Below are 18,391 nucleotides of genomic sequence, written 5' to 3' on the forward strand. Positions count from 1 at the left end.
TTATGTTCGCATACTTGGTAATGCCCGAAAAAATCACTATTTTGGCGGGCTTAGTTTTGTTCGGTCTTAAAACGAAGTTTTTACTCGAATAACTACTCCTTTTCACTTGACTTACTACCACTAGACTTCTACGGATAGTACTGTTTTTCTAAGTATACCCACTTTAGCAACTAGTTACAATGATTGTGATTACTATTACTCGACAACTTCGCTAGAAAAGAAATGTTCGCAAACTTGAGAAATTCGCTCTAAATCAACATTTCCGCCAGATATGATGCAAACAACATTTTTGCCTTGCACATAATCTGTTATTTTATCGGAAACGAGTGCGGCCGTGCTGAGTGCCCCGGCGCCTTCAACAACCGCTTTTCCACGCTGTAGCAAATCTTTCATCGCTTGTTCTAACTCGTCTTCCGAAACCGTGATGATCTCGTCTACCAATTCTTTCACAATAGAAAACGTGATGTCCCCAGGAACTTTCACCGCACAGCCATCTGCCATCGTTGGCGCTGCGTAATGCGGCGTGATTTTTTCAGCATCAAACGACGATTTCATGCCATGCACATTTTCCGCTTGCACGCCGATAATGCGAATGTTCGGATTAAACGATTTCAGCGCAATCGCGATGCCCGATATTAAACCACCGCCACCAATTGGCACGATAACCGTATCGACATCCCACATGTTGTCCAAAATCTCCAAACCAATCGTTCCTTGCCCAGCAATCACCGCCGGATCGTCATATGGATGCAAAAAGGTGCGTCCTGTTTTCTCCGCGATTTCGATGCACTTCTCTTTAGCTTCATCAAACGTTTGCCCATATAAAACAACGTCCGAACCATAACCTCTCGTTGCATCGATTTTAGCTTGTGGCGCGGTTTCAGGCATCACGATTTTACTATTGATTCCGAGTAATTTTGAGGACAGAGCAACGCCTTGCGCGTGATTTCCTGCTGAACAAGCGATGACACCGTGCTCCTTTTCGGTCGTCGTCAAGGCCGCGATTTTGTTATAAGCACCACGGAATTTGAAAGAGCCAGTTAATTGCATGTTTTCTAACTTTAGGTAAACGTTTGCTTCTGCCACACTTGTTAAGTAGAATGATTTTACAAGCGGTGTTTTGCGGGCGTTATCTTGAAGCACTTCTTTCGCTTTATTAATGTCCCAAATCGTCACATATTCGTCGGTTTTCATCATTGGAGTACCTCACTATATTCCATTCCTAACGTGTCGGCGAGGCTTTTTGACATGATGTTCCCTTGATGAATGTTCAGCCCACTTGCCAAAGAAACATCTGCGCGTAAGGCTTGTTCCAGTCCTTTTTCCGCGATGGCTGATAAATACGGAAGGTTCCCCGTTGCCAGCGCCATGGTCGAGGTTCTAGGCGTCGCACCCGGCATGTTTGGAACCGCATAATGAAGCACACCATGCTTGATAAAAATCGGATCATCATGCGTCGTATAGTGCTCGATGGTTTCCACCGTTCCGCCTTGATCGATAGCGATATCAACAATGACGCTGCCCGGTTTCATCGATTTCACCATAGATTCCTTGACTATTTTTGGCGGTTTCGCTCCAGGAATGAGGATTGTCGAAATAAAGACGTCCGCCTTCTGGATTTCCCGCTCGAGATTTTCCGTTGTCGATGGCAAAATTGTGACTGATTTCCCTGCGTAATGTTCCGTTAAATACGCAATTCGTTCTGGATTCAACTCCAAAATCGTCACGCTACAGCCAATTCCAATCGCCATATCGCACGCGTTGATCGCTGCGTTTCCCCCACCAAGAATCACCACCTCACCAGCCGGGATATTTTCAATTCCAGATAGCAAGATTCCCTCACCTTGATGTTGTTTTTCCAAATAATACGCACCCATGAAAATCGCTCGACGTCCTGCAATCGCGCTCATTGGTTTTAACAACGTAAGCACGCCATCTTTTTCAATCGTTTCCCCGCCAATCGCTGTGGCACCTGCTTTTAAAAGGGCTTCCACACACGGTTTCGACGCGGCTAAATGAAGAAATCCCCAGATAATCTGACCTCGCTTGAAAAACGGATATTCGGAAGGCTGTGGCTCTTTCACTTTGACAACCATGTCCGCCATCCATGCTTCTGCTTGATCAACAAGCGTCGCACCAGCGTCCACATATTCTTGATTTGTATAACCGGAACCAATCCCAGCATCTTGTTCTACTAATACAACGTTCCCTTGGTTCACCAATACCGCCGCGTTTTCAGGCGTCATACCAACACGAGCCTCGCCCGCCTTGATTTCTTTCACGACACTAATTCTCATCTTCGTTCACGTCCTTCTTTTAGATTGTGTTTGCGAGTACAGAATAGCACCCTGACGTAAACGCTGTCAAATCGAGTTTGATAAGTATTTCACAATATAAAATAGCAATTAAATCCCGAAAAGCATTGCGCGCCAACACCTGCAAACACTAGGAAAAGCACTCATTTCGTGGCTTGATATAACTTTGTCCAACTTTTCAATTTCAAAACTGGACAAATTAGCAATATGTTTGTATTGCTTATATGCAAGCGGAGTCATAGTATAAGGGTGTAAGGTGAATCTTTAGCAGCGAAAGAAAATGAAACGCATACGCAGCTTTCATGGGGAAAATTTCTGCGAAAGGAAGAAACATAATGTACCTATCTGCACGCTCACGAATCATTTTAGAAAAAATCCTATCGGTACCCGGCGATATTTCGATTGCACAGCTCGCTTCTTATTTAGATGTCAGCGAACGAACCGTGCGTCGCGATTTAAAAGAAGTCGGCGAAACATTGCAGGATTTCAAATTAACCTTAGTCAAACACGGGAGTCGGCTCACTGTCACCGGCGCGTCTGCCCATCGTGATCGCATTCAAAAAAACATATTGGAACTCGTCAATAATGAGTTTACACCTTTTGAGAGACAACAAATCATTTTGCGGGTGCTTTTAAACGAGTCCGAACCGGTGAAATTGATTGCGCTTGCCAACGAACTTTCGGTCACCGTCGCCACTGTGAGCAGTGATTTAACCCGGCTGGAAGAAGACTGGAACGGCAAAATCCACATTAAGCGAAAACGTGGCATCGGCGTCGAATTAGAATCTTCCGTCCTAGAAAAACGCGAACTGCTCGGAGAACTGCTTTTAATGACAGTTCCGAAAATCAAGCTCTATCAAATGTTCAGCGACCTCCTAGATGATAACGAAGCCCACATCGATGAGCGTATCGCGGATTTCGTCGACCTATCCCTTTTGCACATGTGCGATCCGATTATCACTAAATGGATGAAAAAGCTTTCCTATGAAATTAGCAATGATTCCTACATAAACCTGCTGACTTACCTCATGATAACGATTCAACAAATTCCAAAAGGGAAAATCATCGCTAAAAGTGACGGCAATCATGTTTTCCTGCAAGAATACCCTGAATACGACATCGCCGAACGGATTTTGCGTGACTGTTTGCCAGATATGGTCGAAATTCCAGACAGCGAAATCGCGGAGCTAACGATGCTCGTGCTCGAATCAGAAATTCGCCGCGGACAAGATGTTTTTTACCGAAACGAGAAAGTACAAGCCATTCGAATCGCGAAAAAACTCATTTCCCGTGTCGCGAAAGAAATAGATACACCGCTATCACAAATCACTGTTTTAAAAGGGCTTACCGAACACATCCAGTATTCCATCATCCGATTGAAGAAAAAAATGCCGATGAGCAATCCACTACTCGAAATGATCAAAGCCGAGTTCCCGGATTTATTCGACATCGTGCACAGAGCAGCGTGTGACGTCTATCCCTTTAAACAAATTCCCGAAGAAGAAACTGGATTCATCGTCCTTCACTTCGAAGCCGCGATTATCCATTCTGAAAACATGCGACCGTACAGCGCACTCATCGTGACCTCGCGCAGCAGTGGCATCAATACCTGGCTACAAGCAAGATTTAGGAAGCGCTTACCTAAGCTAAAAAAAATGAAGTTCATCACGCCAATCGATCTTATGAAAGAAACCAATCTAGAAAAATACGATATGATCCTCTCGACATCACACTTAGAGAATTTCGCCCATGATTATCAATTTATCAGTATTTTTTTCACAGATAATGAAATCAACGCCATCAATAAAAAGCTCGAAAAAATCGCGAATCGTAAGCAAAACGAGACTTTCCCAATGGATGCCGTTGCAACGACCGATTTTGAGACGGCTTTATCGAGTTTGACTGTGATGCAAACCTATTATCATTTAATTATCTCACTCATTAAGGCGACCCATTTTACAGCGAGCAGCGTGATGACCCGCAATTTAGAAGATAACCTCCGCGGCTTCAGTCAAGAGATCGCCCAGAAAACCAATCTCGCGGCGGACGACCTTTACGAACAATTAAACAAACACGAGAATCACCGCAAAGTCTTGGCCTGCGGAACAAATACGGCCATGTTTCTTATTAATACAGAGGTTGAAACGGCCTCGGTTCACGTTTTTAGCTCCAAGCATAATTTAGAAATGCACATCGCATCAGAAGGCAAAGTCAACATCACGAACATCCTCGTCTTCTTACTTCCAGAAACCTTATCGAGCGAAGAAATCGAGATTTTCACCTACTTAATCACGATGTTAACCGAAGATGAAATCGCGACCAGCATGATTGAATCCGGCAACCCAGAAAAAATCAAAAACCTGATTCTCTCGATACTTCAAGAGTTTTTAGAACAAAAGAACATCAACCATCTGGTGACCGATCGATCGCTTGGTTTCTAGTTTTATTTTGGCATTACCGCGCGGTTCCCTTTCCCAACCCCATCCGGCGTAAGGGACGCGTGATAATATATAAAAAATTTTTTAGGAGGCATCTCTCACATGACGAACAAAGTTTTAAACGACTTTCTAGAACCACAATTACAAGCACTACGAGATCAAGGACTTTACAACACTATCGATACCGTTGAAGGTCCAAACGGCGCGAAGATCAAGGTGAACGGCGCTGAGTTGATCAACCTTTCTTCCAATAACTATTTAGGCTTCTCCAATGACGACCGCCTGAAAAAGAAATGCATCGAAGCAACCGAACAATATGGCGTCGGCGCTGGGGCTGTGCGCACTATCAACGGTACCATGACAATCCATAATGAACTCGAAACACGCCTAGCAGAATTCAAGCATACCGAAGCTGCGATCGCTTTCCAATCCGGTTTCAACTGTAACATGGGCGCTATATCCGCCGTTATGACGAAAAAAGACGCCATCATTTCCGATGAACTGAATCACGCATCGATTATTGACGGGTGTCGCCTATCCGGTGCTAAAGTATTGCGCGCCAAGCATCAAGACATGGACGATCTTCGCCGCGTCGCCAAAGAAGCAACAGAAAGCGGACTATACGAAAAAATTATGTACATCACGGATGGCGTTTTTTCCATGGATGGCGATGTTGCAAAAATCCCTGAAATCGTTGCTATCGCAGAAGAATTCGGCTTAATTACTTATGTAGATGACGCGCATGGCTCAGGCGTAATGGGCAAAGGTGCAGGGACCGTAAAACATTTCGGCATGTCCGACAAAATCGACTTCCAAATGGGTACCCTATCTAAAGCAATCGGCGTTGTCGGCGGCTACGTAGCAGGCTCCCAACAACTCATCGATTGGCTAAAAGTTCGCGCTAGACCGTTCCTATTCTCGACCTCTTTAACACCTGGAACCGCAGCAGCATGTATCGAAGCCATCGATATCATGGAAAGCGACCCAGAACGCATGGAAAAACTATGGGGAAATGGCACGTATCTAAAAATCGGCTTAGCAAAATTAGGTTTTGACATCGGTCATTCCGAAACACCCATCACGCCTTGCATCATCGGCGACGAGAACCTAACACAACAATTCTCACGTCGTTTGCTAGAAGAAGGCGTTTATGCGAAATCCATCGTCTTCCCAACCGTTCCAAAAGGTACCGGCCGCGTACGTAACATGCCAACCGCTGCCCACACGAAAGAAATGCTCGACGAAGTACTAGCAACATACGAAAAAGTCGGCAAAGAACTAAAAGTCATCTAAAAAACAGGCTGGGAGAAAGTGATTTCAAACGCACTTTCGCTCCCTTCCAAAGTAAAATAACAACTCAATTCGTGTGATTAAGAAACAAAAAAGAGCAACTGAGTGGCCATTCGTCTCAATGTTCACCCAGCCGATTACTCTTTCTAATACCAAACTTAATTATACCACTAAAGCGATAGAACATATAAAAATACGATTTCTAATACAATGGAGGTTTTTTAAATGAAAAAAGTACTTATCACTGGTTGTCTAGGTCAAATTGGCTCCGAATTAACGATGCGTTTGCGCGCTGAAAACGGCACGGACAGCGTTATCGCAACAGACATCCGCCGTATCGCTGGCAACGAAGTTATTGAAAGCGGTCCCTTCGAAATTTTAGACGTAACCGATAAAGATAAAATGATGGATATCGCGCGTGAATATGAAGTCGACACGATTATTCATTTGGCCGCATTGCTTTCTGCTGTAGCCGAAGAAAAACCACAACTCGCGTGGAGCCTCAATATGGGCGGTCTTGTGAACGCACTTGAAGTCGCTCGCGAATTGAAATTGAAATTCTTCACACCAAGCTCGATTGGCTCGTTCGGACCTGGCACACCAGCAGATAACACGCCACAAGACACCTTGCAACGCCCAACGACCATGTACGGTGTCACCAAAGTAAGCGGCGAACTACTATGCGACTACTATTTCCACAAATTTGGCGTAGACACTCGCGGCGTGCGCTTCCCAGGCCTGATTTCCTACAAAACACTTCCAGGCGGCGGAACCACCGATTATGCCGTAGATATTTACTACGAAGCACTGAAAAATAAGAGCTACACCTCGTTCATCGCGAAAGGCACGCACATGGATATGATGTATATGCCAGACGCAATCGATGCTATTATCAAACTGATGAAAGCGGATCCAAAACGTTTAGTTCATCGCAATGCCTTCAATATCACGGCAATGAGCTTTGAACCAGAACAAATCGCCGCGTCCATTCGCAAATTTATCCCTGATTTTGAGCTGAAATATGATGTTGATCCTGCCCGCCAAGCGATTGCAGACTCATGGCCAGATTCACTCGATGCAAGCTGTGCTAGAAACGAATGGGATTTTGACCCGCAATATGACCTAGACCGCATGACAAAAGATATGCTGGAAAAGCTGACAAAAAAGCTAGAAAATGATACAGTAGTAAGGCATTAATAAATTTCTATTTTTAACAAAACAACTGTTGACTAGGAATTAGTGTTCAAAGGGGGCGCTGATTCCTGACAACAAGCGAGGGGAAAACACATGGAAAATCAGAAACTAAAAAAAGAGATTGGCTTTTTTACTGCACTAACCATTGTTATGGGAACTGTTATCGGTTCCGGCGTATTTTTCAAACCTGAGGCCGTTTATTCAGCAACAGGAACCGCGAGTCTTGGCCTGCTAGCTTGGATTCTCGGCGGCGTCATCACCATCTGTGGAGGGCTAACCGCAGCCGAGCTTTCCGCTGCCATCCCACAAACCGGTGGAATGATGATGTACCTTCAAAAAACATATGGCAAATTAACCGCGTACTTACTTGGCTGGGCGCAAACCGTTATTTACTTCCCAGCGAATATCGCGGCATTATCAATCATTTTTGCAACACAAGTCGCGAACCTTTTTGGAACTGGTGATGGCATCATCGTCCCAGTGGCCATTGCAGCAGCAGCGTTCATTATGCTCATGAATTTTATCGGGGCAAAAGTCGCTGGGTCATTCCAAGCAGTCACAACAATCTGCAAACTAGTACCACTTATCTTAATTATTATATTTGGACTCTTTCATCAGGGAGACGTTGCGTTCCGGTTATTCCCGATCAGCGTAGAAGATCACCCATTTTTGACAAGCTTAGGATCAGGTCTCGTAGCAACCATGTTTGCGTATGACGGCTGGATTCACGTTGGTAACATTGCCGGCGAAATGAAAAACCCGAAAAAAGATTTACCAAAAGCTATCGTGTTCGGTCTAACTGGCGTTATGTTGGTGTACTTATTGATCAATATCGCTTACTTGTTCGTTATGCCAGCCGCTGCACTAGCTGCTACAGCAACACCAGCATCAGACGTTGCGAATATCATCTTCGGCTCGATTGGCGGTAAGCTCATCACTGTTGGTATTCTGATCTCTGTATTCGGCACAATCAACGGCTACACAATGACCGGAATTCGTATCCCGTACGCAATGGCTCTTGATAACCAACTGCCATTCAGTAACTGGTTCAAGAAACTTGGTGCGAAAAGTAGTGTCCCTTACAACGGCGGAATCGTGATTCTACTCATTTCCATCATCATGATTTTCAGCGGAGGATTCAACCAATTAACCGACATGCTTATCTTCGTCATTTGGATTTTCTACACACTCACGTTCATTGCCGTCTTCGTACTGCGAAAACGAGAACCAGAACTCGTCCGGCCATACAAAGTTCCACTCTATCCAGTGATACCAATCATTGCGATTCTAGGTGGTGCCTTCATCGTACTCAACACCCTCTTCACCCAACCGATGAACGCCGGAATTGGACTAGTTCTAACAGCAATCGGACTACCAATCTACCTTTACAAAAAGAAAAAAGGTCATTTTTCTGAATAACAGTAGTAAAAGCATTGGAAACTGGTGTAAAAACCGCTTTCCAATGCTTTTTTGTTCTGTAAAATGATGTAATCGCGGTGAAAATGGATTTTTCGATAGATTCCAAAAAACACAAATCATGCTATACTAGCCATGTCGCCATCCCACTTTTTTCGCGTGTGTTTAACGTGAAGGAGGTGCGAACATGACACGCTATAAACGAAATAAACAAAGACGACGGGAGCGAGAACAATTTTTCATTAGAGGCTTGATAACCCCCTTATTTATTGGAATTGTACTTGCACTCATTCATTGGTTACTCAATCGTTTTTAGGCGACAAGAAACCCCACAAGGTGATAAGACTTGTGGGGTTTCGTATTGACACGCTATAAACTTATAAACCCAGTATAACACCCTTCTGATTATTTAACAACGCTTTTCCACATGAAAAAACCGCTTGAAACATTTTACTAATGCTTCAAGCGATTTTTTTCGTCTTATGGAGACGGTGGGAGTCGAACCCACGTCCAGAAATAACGGCACTTAGACTTCTACGAGCGTAGTCGTCGTATTAGGATTTCGCATATACATCAGCCCGACAACAGGCTTCCATAAAGCTAGTCTGATTGAGCTCTTCTCCTAAGCCCCAGACGGAGACTTAGAATCGTATCCCACTTCATTTGAGACCCTTACCGTAGCACATGGGCGATGCACGGAGGATCAGCTATCGACTGTTCTTAGGCAGCGAAAGCTAGGTTATTATTAGTTTTGCCAGTTATTATTGGCTTTGACGTTTGTAACGAGGCCGATCCCCCCGACTCGCAATCCAAGCTCGAACTATCCCTGTCGAATCCGTAACGTCCCCGTGTAATAGAGCCTAACTCTAGTAAATTGGCGACAACCGCTCAATTTGTTTAAAGCATCATCTTCGTCCTACCCAATTGAGGGATTCCTTGATTCTGCATGGTTTAGAGTTAGTATCAACATTCCACGAGAAAAATGTTTCTTTTTGCGAAACACCAAACGTGACAGTATCTAATATTATACACGAATGGCTCACAAATGGCAAATTAAAGCCAATCATGAGTGACATCCATTTTATTCTTCTATATATTCATCGTCTAGAATTACATCATCTTCTTCTATATAATAATCTTCGGTATCCTCATCTGTGTATTCTTCCTCCGTCACCTGCAACAACGCTTGATAACGCGCCTTATCCTCCGCCGTCTGATTCCAATTATCACCGTATAGATAATGCAGCTGCCCCTCTTGAAATTCAGCCAGGAACAACAAATCGCCCGCTTCATTCATAATTTTTACATACTGAAATTCCTGATCATCAAAATAATAATCCGTCATTCCAAGCATAAACTCATCCTTCAGCGCTTCTGTTCCCATCAATTTTTCAAAGGTTGGCCGATACGATTCGTCCACATAATCTAGCGCATTCGTTCGTGTCTCCTCATCCGCATCCTCGTAATATCCCTCTTGAATCGCTAAAAAGCTCGAGATGCTCTCTGAATCCGCAAATGCATCATCTTCCATGAAAGATTCACCGTCCACCAAACCGTTATTGGAATCTATCGCGCTACTAATTATTCCAAATCCAAGCAAAATGGCAGCCGGAACAAGGATAATTTTTGGGTTTAATCGCTTACTATTTACCGCTTTCCTCGTAAGTGGTGGATTAACTTCGCGATGCTTCTTCACTTCCCGCGGTGCCACGTTTTTCTTAGCAGGCGCCGTGGCTACTTTAGGTACTGGCGTTTTTGCGATAACAGGCACTGGTCCCGGTTCAACCCGCCCAATTTTCCGCTTTGCCAATCGAACATCAGCAATCAACCTGGCCAGAGCCACAACGATTAGAACACCCGCAAGACATGCAATTCCCCAAGTCGCGTTGATAAAAAACAATGGCACATACAAAATACCGAAGCCCAGCAGAAAACCAGCATTTATTTTTGCATCCGTCATTTTCCCTCGAAATAAACGTGCGAAAAATATGCCGAATTTCCGAACAAAAGCTACTAGTCCATTCCCAGTTGGATAGGCTTGCCTGACTAAAGTCTGCGCTTCCAAATCATTTGGTGTCATCTCCAAAGCCCGTTCCGAGAATTCCCGAGCAGCCTTAAAATCACCAGCCTCATAACTCATCTGCGCGAAACGCCGCACGTTCTCCGTATGATTCGGATCAATTCCGAGCGCCCGTTTTATGTACTCACGCGCAACCTTTTTCTTGCCTAGCGAATACATCACCGTCGCGTATTTCCCAAGATATGACGCATTTCGCGAACCTAAAATCGTCGCCTTTTCAAAATAAACAGCAGCCTCTTTCAAATCCTTCTTTTCAAGCAAAAGCCCCATCCGATACGGATAAAACGGCTCCCGTGACACATAACGCATCCCTTGCTCGATAAAATATTTCTCCTTAGTATCATCGCGGTCTGCCCAAATCAACACACCTAAATGAATCGCTTCCTCACAACGCGGGTCCCATCGCAACGTCTCCTCCAGATACCCGTTTGCCAAATCCAAGTCGCCATCCCCAACAAACGCCGCATACGTCCAGCATAAATAACCTAGAAACCCTCGTGGTTGCGCTTCCACATAAGCCGCCGCAACCTCCCTAGCTTCCGTCATCTCCCCCTGATCCACAAGCTTCATAAACGCCTCAAACTTCATTATTCTAGTTGGAATCATCATCTACACTCCCTATTAATATCTGCTAAAAAAGACCAAATAGATAGGCATCTCAACCACATATCTATTCAGCCTCCCAATCTTATCGCTGTCTTTCTTTAAACGCCCGCTCCACATCACGTTTCGCTTCTTTACTCTTCAAATCTTGACGCTTATCGTATTTCTTCTTACCCTTCGCCACACCAATCAACACTTTTGCATAGCCATCCTTGATATACATTTTCAGCGGAATAATCGAGTACCCCGCCTCTTTTGTCTCGCCGATTAACTTGTTAATTTGCTTCTTGTGCAACAATAACTTACGCGTCCGCAGCGGTTCATGATTATAGCGATTTCCCTGCTCATACGGACTAATATGCATATTATGCAGAAAAATTTCGCCACGATCGATTCGCGCATACGCATCCTTCAAATTCACGCGCGCATTACGAACCGACTTAATCTCCGTTCCCTGAAGCACAATCCCAGCCTCAAAAGTCTCTTCAATCGCGTAATCATGACGCGCCTTCTTATTTTGCGCTAGTAAACGTCCATCACCTTTAGGCATGATACATCTTCCCTTCTAACGGCGTGGTTTCTTCGGCTTCGTGCCCTTTGCCACACCTTGGTAAAATGGTTTTTTCTTTTTCTTCTTCGGGTGTCCAGCGTCCCCGCCATCTTGTTTGCCCTTCTTACGCGAGGAATCGTTGTCCTTCCGTTTTTTATCGCCACTCGGACGGTTTTTATTTTTCTTAAACGATTTCGAGATTTCCACCGTTTTCTTACTCCGCTTAAAGCCAGGCGTTTCCTTACCAAGACTGCGAAGCGCAAAATCGATTTCGCGATGATCCACGTCCACCTTCGTTACCTCAACCTCGACCTCGTCACCAATTCGGTACACACGACCCGTACGTTCACCGATCATAGCCAGCTGATTTTGATGGAATTGATAGTAATCGTCCTTCATCGTACTCACGTGCACAAGGCCCTCAATCGTATTTGGCAACTCAATAAACAGACCGAAATTCGTCACCGAACTAATAATCCCTTTAAAAATTTCACCAACATGATCCACCATGTACTCCGTCTTCTTCAGCTCATCCGTCTCACGTTCCGCCTCTACAGCACGGCGCTCCATTTTAGACGTATGCTCTGCGATCTCAGGAAGGCGCTCAGCCCATTTCGCCATCGTTGCGTCATCAATATCCCCATGAATCAAATACTCGCGAATTAAGCGATGTACAATCAAATCCGGATACCTGCGAATCGGCGACGTGAAATGCGTATAGTATTCCGTTGACAACCCGAAATGCCCTAAGTTCGCCGTATCATATTTCGCCTGTTGCATCGAACGAAGCATGATCGTCGAAACAACCATCTCCTCCGGTTTCCCCTTAACCTCTTCCAAAACTTGCTGCAAAGCCCGCGGATGCACATCATTCGCCGTCCCCTTCACAACCAAGCCGAAGTTCGTAATAAATTCAAAGAAACGCTGTAACTTCTCTTCTTTTGGATTTTCATGGATACGATAAATAAACGGTACCTGCATCCAGAAAAAATGCTCCGCGATACATTCATTGGCCGCCAACATGAACTCCTCAATCAGGCGCTCACCAGCCGAACGTTCCCGCGTCACAACTCCCGTCGGACGCCCCTCTTCATCCACGACAACACGCGCTTCCTTAAAGTCGAAATCAATCGCCCCACGCGCATCCCGCTTCTTATTCAAAATTTTGGACAAAGCATACATATCCTCAAGCATCGGCACAATCGGCGCATACTTCGCGCGTAAATCCGCATCCTCCGCCACTAAAATATCATTCACATCCGTATACGTCATCCGTTCCGTCGTATTGATCACACTCTCAAAAATCTCATGCGAAACGACCGCTCCCGATGCATCAATTTCCATCTCACACGACATCGTAAACCTGTCCACATGTGGATTCAGCGAACAAATACCATTTGACAAACGATGCGGAATCATCGGAATAACCCGGTCCACCAAGTATACACTCGTGCCACGCTCTGCCGCCTCACGATCAAGCGCCGAGCCCTCCGTCACATACGAACTCACATCCGCAATATGTACACCCAGTTTATGATTCCCGTTCGGAAGTTGCGACACCGTTACAGCATCATCCAAATCCTTCGCATCCGCGCCATCAATCGTAATAATAACCTGATCACGCAAGTCACGACGCGCCCCAATCTCACCATCCGAAATCTCAGCAGGAACTTTGTTAGCCTCCTCCATCACATCATCCGGAAACGCAATCGGAATCCCATGCTTATGAATAATCGACAAAATATCAACACCCGGATCATTCCGATGCCCAATAATCATTTTGACAATCCCACGCGCACGGTGACGACCCTCAGGATACTCCGTCAATTCCACGATAACCTTATGACCATCCACAGGTTTCAGACCACTTGCAAGGTCAATTTCCACCTGCCCAAAAGTCCGCTTATCATCTGGAATCACAATCGGATCACCCATCAAATCTTCCATATAAGTCCCAACAACCTGCGACGTTTTCCGTTCCACAATTTTATGAATCGTGCCCTCCGCTAAATTATCACCCTTAATCTTCGTGATATTCGCAAAGACAATATCCCCATTCATCGCGTTATTCACTTGCGTTGGCGGGATAAAAATATCATCCATCTCTTGGTCCTCAGGAAGCACAAATCCAAAGCCCTTCTCATGCGCCCGGAAAGTCCCCTTCACAAAATCCAGCTCCTCCGGCAACGCATAACGGTTCTTCTTCGTCCGAAGCACATCCCCGCGGTCCTCCATCGCAACAAGCGACTTCACCATCGCCTTAAAATCATCCGCATCTTGCAGACCCATCTCCGCCTCTAAATCATCCAGCGAAAACGTCTTTTTCGGTGATTCCTTCATAAAATCTAAAATCTTATCTTCTATTTTCTTCATTGTTTCCCTCCTTTCTCTTCGTAAAACTTAAACATGCCAATCCAGCGTATCTAAAAAGGCCAAAATATCAGCTTGCAACTGCGCCTTTTCCTTGTCAATCGTAATAACATGCCCAGAATTCTCGTACCATTCCAGTTCCTTTTGATCTGACTCTACCTTATTATAAATCAATTCCGCTCCATTTACATCCACCATCTGATCTTTTTTTCCCTGAACGACCATGATCGGCGCATAAATCATATCAATTTGCGGAATAACATCCTGAATCTCATCCTTCAATTTTGCAATCGTGTCCATCGGCGCATCCTTATACGCCAACATCTCCGCATCAATCACGTCCGGCGTCTTGCCCTCATACTTCTTATAATTCCGTACATAATCCAAAAACCCTTGAATAATCGGCGAAGAACTATCCATCCGCGTCGGCGTGCTCATCGCAACAATCCCCTTCAGCGGCCGATTATACCCCAGCTTCAACGAGAAAAGTCCACCGAGCGAAAGCCCAGCCACCGCAATCTCCTCGTAGCCAAGCGATTTCAAGCGATCATAAGCCGCAAGCACATCCTGCCACCAATCCTCAGGCCCCGTCGTCAACAGCACGTCAGGCGACACACCATGCCCCTTATACTGCGGCGCATAACACGTATAATGATTATCCTGCAAAAACCGCCCCAACATCCGCACATCCGCAGAACTCCCCGTAAAACCATGCAACAACAATACCGCACGCTTCCCCGTCTCAAATAAAAATGGCTCTGGCGCCTTCATCTTCATATCAAAAAATCCCCTTCATTCTAAAAATATCACTACACCCAGTGTACCGCCTCCACACCTAAAATTCAAAAAGAAGGTATTGAATGAATCAAGTTAGCGGCACTGGAGTTCAAGACAATTGGTTTTACAATGGATTAACTGCTCTCTTCGTCCACAGCCCCACCAACAAAAAGCTCCACCCGAAAAAAATTCAGGTGGAGCTTTTTAAAATTACAAGAAAAATCCTAAAGCAATCAATATTGCAAAGAAGATTACCGCTAAAACAATCGTTGTACGATGTAAAATACGCTCAAGTCCTCTTGCTTTTTGTTTACCAAATAGTTCTTCTGCTCCACCAGAGATAGCTCCGGATAACCCGTTACTCTTACCTGGTTGAAGAACAACTACGATTATTAACAATACCGATACAATAACTAATAAAATTGTTAACGCTGTATTCATGCTCTTTCCTCCTAAAACCGTCCTCTTTTTGACTACCTTTTATGATAGCATATTTTACAAAGAACGTAAAGCCTAAAAGGAGTTCGGATCATAACCCAAATAAATCGGCGACAAGCGCTCGCATTCAGGGGATTTGGCGGACTTCCGGTTCTCATGTACAAGTCGTACACTCCGCTTCCGGCTCCCACCAAATCCCCTGAATACAAACGCTTTCGCTCGATTTGCGTGTAGCATGATCTTAAACCTACTCAAAAAATAATAGAAAGCGATTTAATCATTTTTTAGAATCACAAAATCTATTTATCCACTTTAGGTTGCAAGCGACTCATAACGCCCAATCGATTGTACGCATTAATCGTCGCAATCAACAAGTACAACTCACCAATCTCCTTCTCACCATAATGCTTCTCAAGCTCTGTATAAACCGCGTCAGAAACACCGTGCTGATGAATAAACGTTACTTCCTCAACAAGCTCCAACACCACACGCTCTTTATCCGTATAAAACGGAGCCTCACGCCAAGCATTCACGCCCATCACACGCTGCACCGTCTCACCATTCTCCAAAGCCTCTTTCGTATGCATATCAATACAAAACGCACAATGATTCAGACAAGAAGCATAAATCTTAATCAATTCCTGCAAATCTTTCGGAATACTACTCTCCCGACCTAACGTATCCAACTTACCTAATGTTGCATAAATCTCCGCATTTTCTTTCATCAAATTAAAACGTGCACTCATTTACTTTCCCCTCCATATCTTCCTAGAGTATAGAATAGAATCTATGCTACAAATTCGACTACATGTTTGACAAAATGCTAATCTTCAGTTTGTCCTATACCTCACATCTATACAGAGTCCAAGGTGGTTCCATGATAGCATATTTTAATATATAGGTAAAGCTTGAAAGTTGCCTGCACAAAGCATTCGTTAAGCCATTCCCCAATCGATTATTTAGTTAACTTTTTTGTGTTCATAGTTAGGTTTTTTATATCCAACAATTTACCAAACTTATCAAATGCTTCTACCGATACAACGTCAGTAGCTTTTTTTATTTTGTCGACCGCATAAAACTTAAATGTACCATTATTATGGAATGTACCTCCTTTATAGCTGATACCATTGACTTTTATGACAATAGATTTCACACTACCTGTATACGAGCCCGTAATATTCTTATCACCAATTGTAAATGTATCCAAATTTATTTCCCCGATATCTTCAATAAATGCCGATTTAACCGTCACTATTTTCGTGTCCAATATGTTATTTTTCTTGTCCAGAGCTTGAATTGTAACGATATCATTCTCTGATTTAATTTTACCAAAGACATAGAATTTAAACTCACCGTCACCATGGAATGTGCCTCCTTTATAACTTGTACCATTTACAGTGACAATGAGTGATTTCACATCATGTGCGTAGGTTCCAGTAATGTTCTTATTTCCTATTATAAAATCATCTGGCGCAATATGCCCTTTTGTAACCTCAACATTTGATTTGAGTGTCACTATTTTCGTGTCTAGCAACTCACCTGAGGCATCGTAAGCACTTACAATAACTTCACTTGTTAATGACTGAATCTTATCAAAACTGTAGAAGTTGAATGTACCATTGCTTGTCACCCCACCTTTATACTCTTTTCCATCAATTGTAACCCTAACAAAGGCCACATCACCTTCATATGTTCCAGTTATATAGCGACTTACTCCCAAGACATAATCATGCGGTGCTATCACTACTTGCACTTCATCCTGCTTCTTCAAGTGTACTTTTGCAACATCCAGATACATTTGCAAATCCTTTTTAACCGTTTCATCCTGTATTTCATTTACCAGCTTCTGAGCATTATCAATTGCTTGTTGATTTGTAGTATCTTTGATTTGATTAGTCAGCGGATTACCATTGATAAATAAATCTTGCACAGCCTTTGTTGCAACATCTTGCTTATCTTTTTCCGCTTGTGTCTCTATCACCTTTTGGCTCAAAAGCTCCTGTGCCCTATCTAAATCAGCTTGCAACTTGGCTTTTTTCAAAGTATCTTCCACCCTGTCAATCGCTTTTTGAGCCACGGCAATCGCCTCTTGATTAGTGGTATCTTTTAATACATTCATAGTTGGATCATCATTTATGAATAGTTGACTCACTATTTTTTTTGCTTCCTCCTCTTTTATCACCGTTAAATCGACCACTTTTAGATGTTTCATATGAAATGCTTGCCAATTATCGCTTTTATTGGAGTATGCACGATTGCCAATGCTCGTTTTATTTGATTTGGCAATAAACACTACTTGACGCTTTTGTTCATCTGGATTCATTACATAAGAAGTAGTTAAGGCTTTGTGACCGGCATACACATCTATCCCATCAAAAACCGTATAGCCCATTTTATCTAGACCAGTATGTGTCCCCTCTATTTGATATTCATGGCCTGCAATAGTGTCAATCGTCTGTCCAATTATAACAACCGTATCTGCTCTCACGTAACCTCCAATTTCACCTGAGGGTAAATCAGTCTTTAATTTGATATGTTTACTCTCCGTCAATACATCCCCATTTTCATCTAGTTCATTTTTTAATGCTATAGGGACATTAGCAGTAAGTACAGCTGTTGTATTCCTTAAAAGTTTCCATCCCTCCATTGTACTATTCCCTACTTCAAAGTAAAATGAGGGATTTCTAAATAAATTTTCCATTGCTTTTTGCGTAGTATATTGATTCGTTGTTTCCATTGACACTGCCTGAACATTTTGCATTGCTTGAACTTGACCCGTGAACATGCTAAATGAAGATGAAATAGTCGCTCCTACAACTGATACTACTAACAAATGGCTTATTAATTTTGCAACCTTTCTACTTTTCATAATCCATTCCTTCTTTCCTCTTTTTTTTAAACAGAAGTTCTAAACTCGTTA

13 protein-coding genes and 1 other RNA gene are annotated in these 18,391 nt (G+C 43.7%); 4 read left to right on the top strand and 10 right to left on the bottom strand.

Going from position 1 to position 18,391, the window contains the following annotated elements; translation table 11 throughout:
• Positions 1-195 precede the first annotated feature (195 nt).
• Positions 196-1,194 (bottom strand): bifunctional threonine ammonia-lyase/L-serine ammonia-lyase TdcB, encoded by a 999-nt coding sequence (gene tdcB, locus DUK53_RS14040; protein ID WP_081964400.1) that lies wholly within the window; start codon positions 1,192-1,194, stop codon positions 196-198.
• Positions 1,194-2,297 carry an alanine dehydrogenase gene (ald, locus tag DUK53_RS14045; protein WP_036090763.1) on the bottom strand — a complete coding sequence of 368 codons (1,104 nt, stop codon included), beginning with the start codon at positions 2,295-2,297 and terminating at the stop codon, positions 1,194-1,196. The genes tdcB and ald overlap by 1 nt, the downstream gene beginning before the upstream one ends.
• A 353-nt stretch (positions 2,298-2,650) precedes the next feature.
• On the opposite strand from ald, the gene DUK53_RS14050 reads away from it, so the two are divergent.
• The 4 genes from DUK53_RS14050 (at position 2,651) to DUK53_RS14065 (ending at position 8,656) form a co-directional block, all read left to right on the top strand.
• On the top strand, positions 2,651-4,756 hold the full coding sequence (locus tag DUK53_RS14050) for a BglG family transcription antiterminator (protein ID WP_036090761.1): 2,106 nt from the start codon (positions 2,651-2,653) through the stop codon (positions 4,754-4,756).
• Between the two features lie 99 nt (positions 4,757-4,855).
• Positions 4,856-6,046, top strand: coding sequence for a glycine C-acetyltransferase (locus DUK53_RS14055; RefSeq protein WP_036090760.1), 1,191 nt, complete (start codon positions 4,856-4,858; stop codon positions 6,044-6,046).
• Between the two features lie 222 nt (positions 6,047-6,268).
• The gene (locus DUK53_RS14060; RefSeq protein WP_036090758.1) at positions 6,269-7,240 is read left to right on the top strand and encodes an L-threonine 3-dehydrogenase; all 972 of its coding nucleotides are present in this window, start codon (positions 6,269-6,271) and stop codon (positions 7,238-7,240) included.
• 90 nt (positions 7,241-7,330) lie between these two features.
• Positions 7,331-8,656 carry an APC family permease gene (locus DUK53_RS14065; RefSeq protein WP_036130212.1) on the top strand — a complete coding sequence of 442 codons (1,326 nt, stop codon included), beginning with the start codon at positions 7,331-7,333 and terminating at the stop codon, positions 8,654-8,656.
• Between the two features lie 477 nt (positions 8,657-9,133).
• Here DUK53_RS14065 and ssrA read toward each other — a convergent pair.
• The 8 genes from ssrA to DUK53_RS14105 form a co-directional block, all read right to left on the bottom strand.
• Positions 9,134-9,501: a transfer-messenger RNA gene (gene ssrA, locus DUK53_RS14070) on the bottom strand.
• Between the two features lie 233 nt (positions 9,502-9,734).
• The gene (locus DUK53_RS14075; RefSeq protein WP_124892820.1) at positions 9,735-11,342 is read right to left on the bottom strand and encodes a tetratricopeptide repeat protein; all 1,608 of its coding nucleotides are present in this window, start codon (positions 11,340-11,342) and stop codon (positions 9,735-9,737) included.
• Positions 11,343-11,421: 79 nt separating this feature from the next.
• Positions 11,422-11,886 carry an SsrA-binding protein SmpB gene (gene smpB / locus DUK53_RS14080; RefSeq protein WP_036090750.1) on the bottom strand — a complete coding sequence of 155 codons (465 nt, stop codon included), beginning with the start codon at positions 11,884-11,886 and terminating at the stop codon, positions 11,422-11,424.
• Between the two features lie 15 nt (positions 11,887-11,901).
• Complete coding sequence (gene rnr, locus DUK53_RS14085) at positions 11,902-14,259, bottom strand: ribonuclease R (RefSeq protein WP_036130207.1); 2,358 nt, start codon at positions 14,257-14,259, stop codon at positions 11,902-11,904.
• 27 nt (positions 14,260-14,286) lie between these two features.
• Positions 14,287-15,033: an alpha/beta hydrolase gene (locus tag DUK53_RS14090; protein WP_036130205.1), complete on the bottom strand. Its 747-nt coding sequence runs from the start codon at positions 15,031-15,033 to the stop codon at positions 14,287-14,289.
• A 210-nt stretch (positions 15,034-15,243) separates the two neighbouring features.
• Entirely contained in the window at positions 15,244-15,474 is a 231-nt protein-coding gene (gene secG / locus DUK53_RS14095; protein ID WP_036063112.1) for a preprotein translocase subunit SecG, read from the bottom strand.
• A gap of 296 nt (positions 15,475-15,770) precedes the next feature.
• Entirely contained in the window at positions 15,771-16,217 is a 447-nt protein-coding gene (locus DUK53_RS14100; RefSeq protein WP_036130202.1) for a carboxymuconolactone decarboxylase family protein, read from the bottom strand.
• Positions 16,218-16,426: 209 nt separating this feature from the next.
• Positions 16,427-18,340, bottom strand: a complete 1,914-nt coding sequence (locus tag DUK53_RS14105) for an immunoglobulin-like domain-containing protein (RefSeq protein WP_036130200.1) — start codon at positions 18,338-18,340, stop codon at positions 16,427-16,429.
• Positions 18,341-18,391 lie beyond the last annotated feature (51 nt).

The sequence above is a fragment of the Listeria sp. SHR_NRA_18 genome, assembly GCF_003856515.1.
In the GTDB taxonomy this organism is placed as follows: Bacteria; Bacillota; Bacilli; order Lactobacillales; family Listeriaceae; genus Listeria_A; species Listeria_A newyorkensis.

Excerpts from the sequence above, each read along its gene's own strand:
- tdcB (WP_081964400.1), bottom strand. The coding sequence starts at position 1,194 with ATGAAAACCGACGAATATGTGACGATTTGGGACATTAATAAAGCGAAA.
- ald (WP_036090763.1), bottom strand. The coding sequence starts at position 2,297 with ATGAGAATTAGTGTCGTGAAAGAAATCAAGGCGGGCGAGGCTCGTGTT.
- DUK53_RS14050 (WP_036090761.1), top strand. The coding sequence starts at position 2,651 with ATGTACCTATCTGCACGCTCACGAATCATTTTAGAAAAAATCCTATCG.
- DUK53_RS14055 (WP_036090760.1), top strand. The coding sequence starts at position 4,856 with ATGACGAACAAAGTTTTAAACGACTTTCTAGAACCACAATTACAAGCA.
- DUK53_RS14060 (WP_036090758.1), top strand. The coding sequence starts at position 6,269 with ATGAAAAAAGTACTTATCACTGGTTGTCTAGGTCAAATTGGCTCCGAA.
- DUK53_RS14065 (WP_036130212.1), top strand. The coding sequence starts at position 7,331 with ATGGAAAATCAGAAACTAAAAAAAGAGATTGGCTTTTTTACTGCACTA.
- DUK53_RS14075 (WP_124892820.1), bottom strand. The coding sequence starts at position 11,342 with ATGATGATTCCAACTAGAATAATGAAGTTTGAGGCGTTTATGAAGCTT.
- smpB (WP_036090750.1), bottom strand. The coding sequence starts at position 11,886 with ATGCCTAAAGGTGATGGACGTTTACTAGCGCAAAATAAGAAGGCGCGT.
- rnr (WP_036130207.1), bottom strand. The coding sequence starts at position 14,259 with ATGAAGAAAATAGAAGATAAGATTTTAGATTTTATGAAGGAATCACCG.
- DUK53_RS14090 (WP_036130205.1), bottom strand. The coding sequence starts at position 15,033 with ATGAAGATGAAGGCGCCAGAGCCATTTTTATTTGAGACGGGGAAGCGT.
- secG (WP_036063112.1), bottom strand. The coding sequence starts at position 15,474 with ATGAATACAGCGTTAACAATTTTATTAGTTATTGTATCGGTATTGTTA.
- DUK53_RS14100 (WP_036130202.1), bottom strand. The coding sequence starts at position 16,217 with ATGAGTGCACGTTTTAATTTGATGAAAGAAAATGCGGAGATTTATGCA.
- DUK53_RS14105 (WP_036130200.1), bottom strand. The coding sequence starts at position 18,340 with ATGAAAAGTAGAAAGGTTGCAAAATTAATAAGCCATTTGTTAGTAGTA.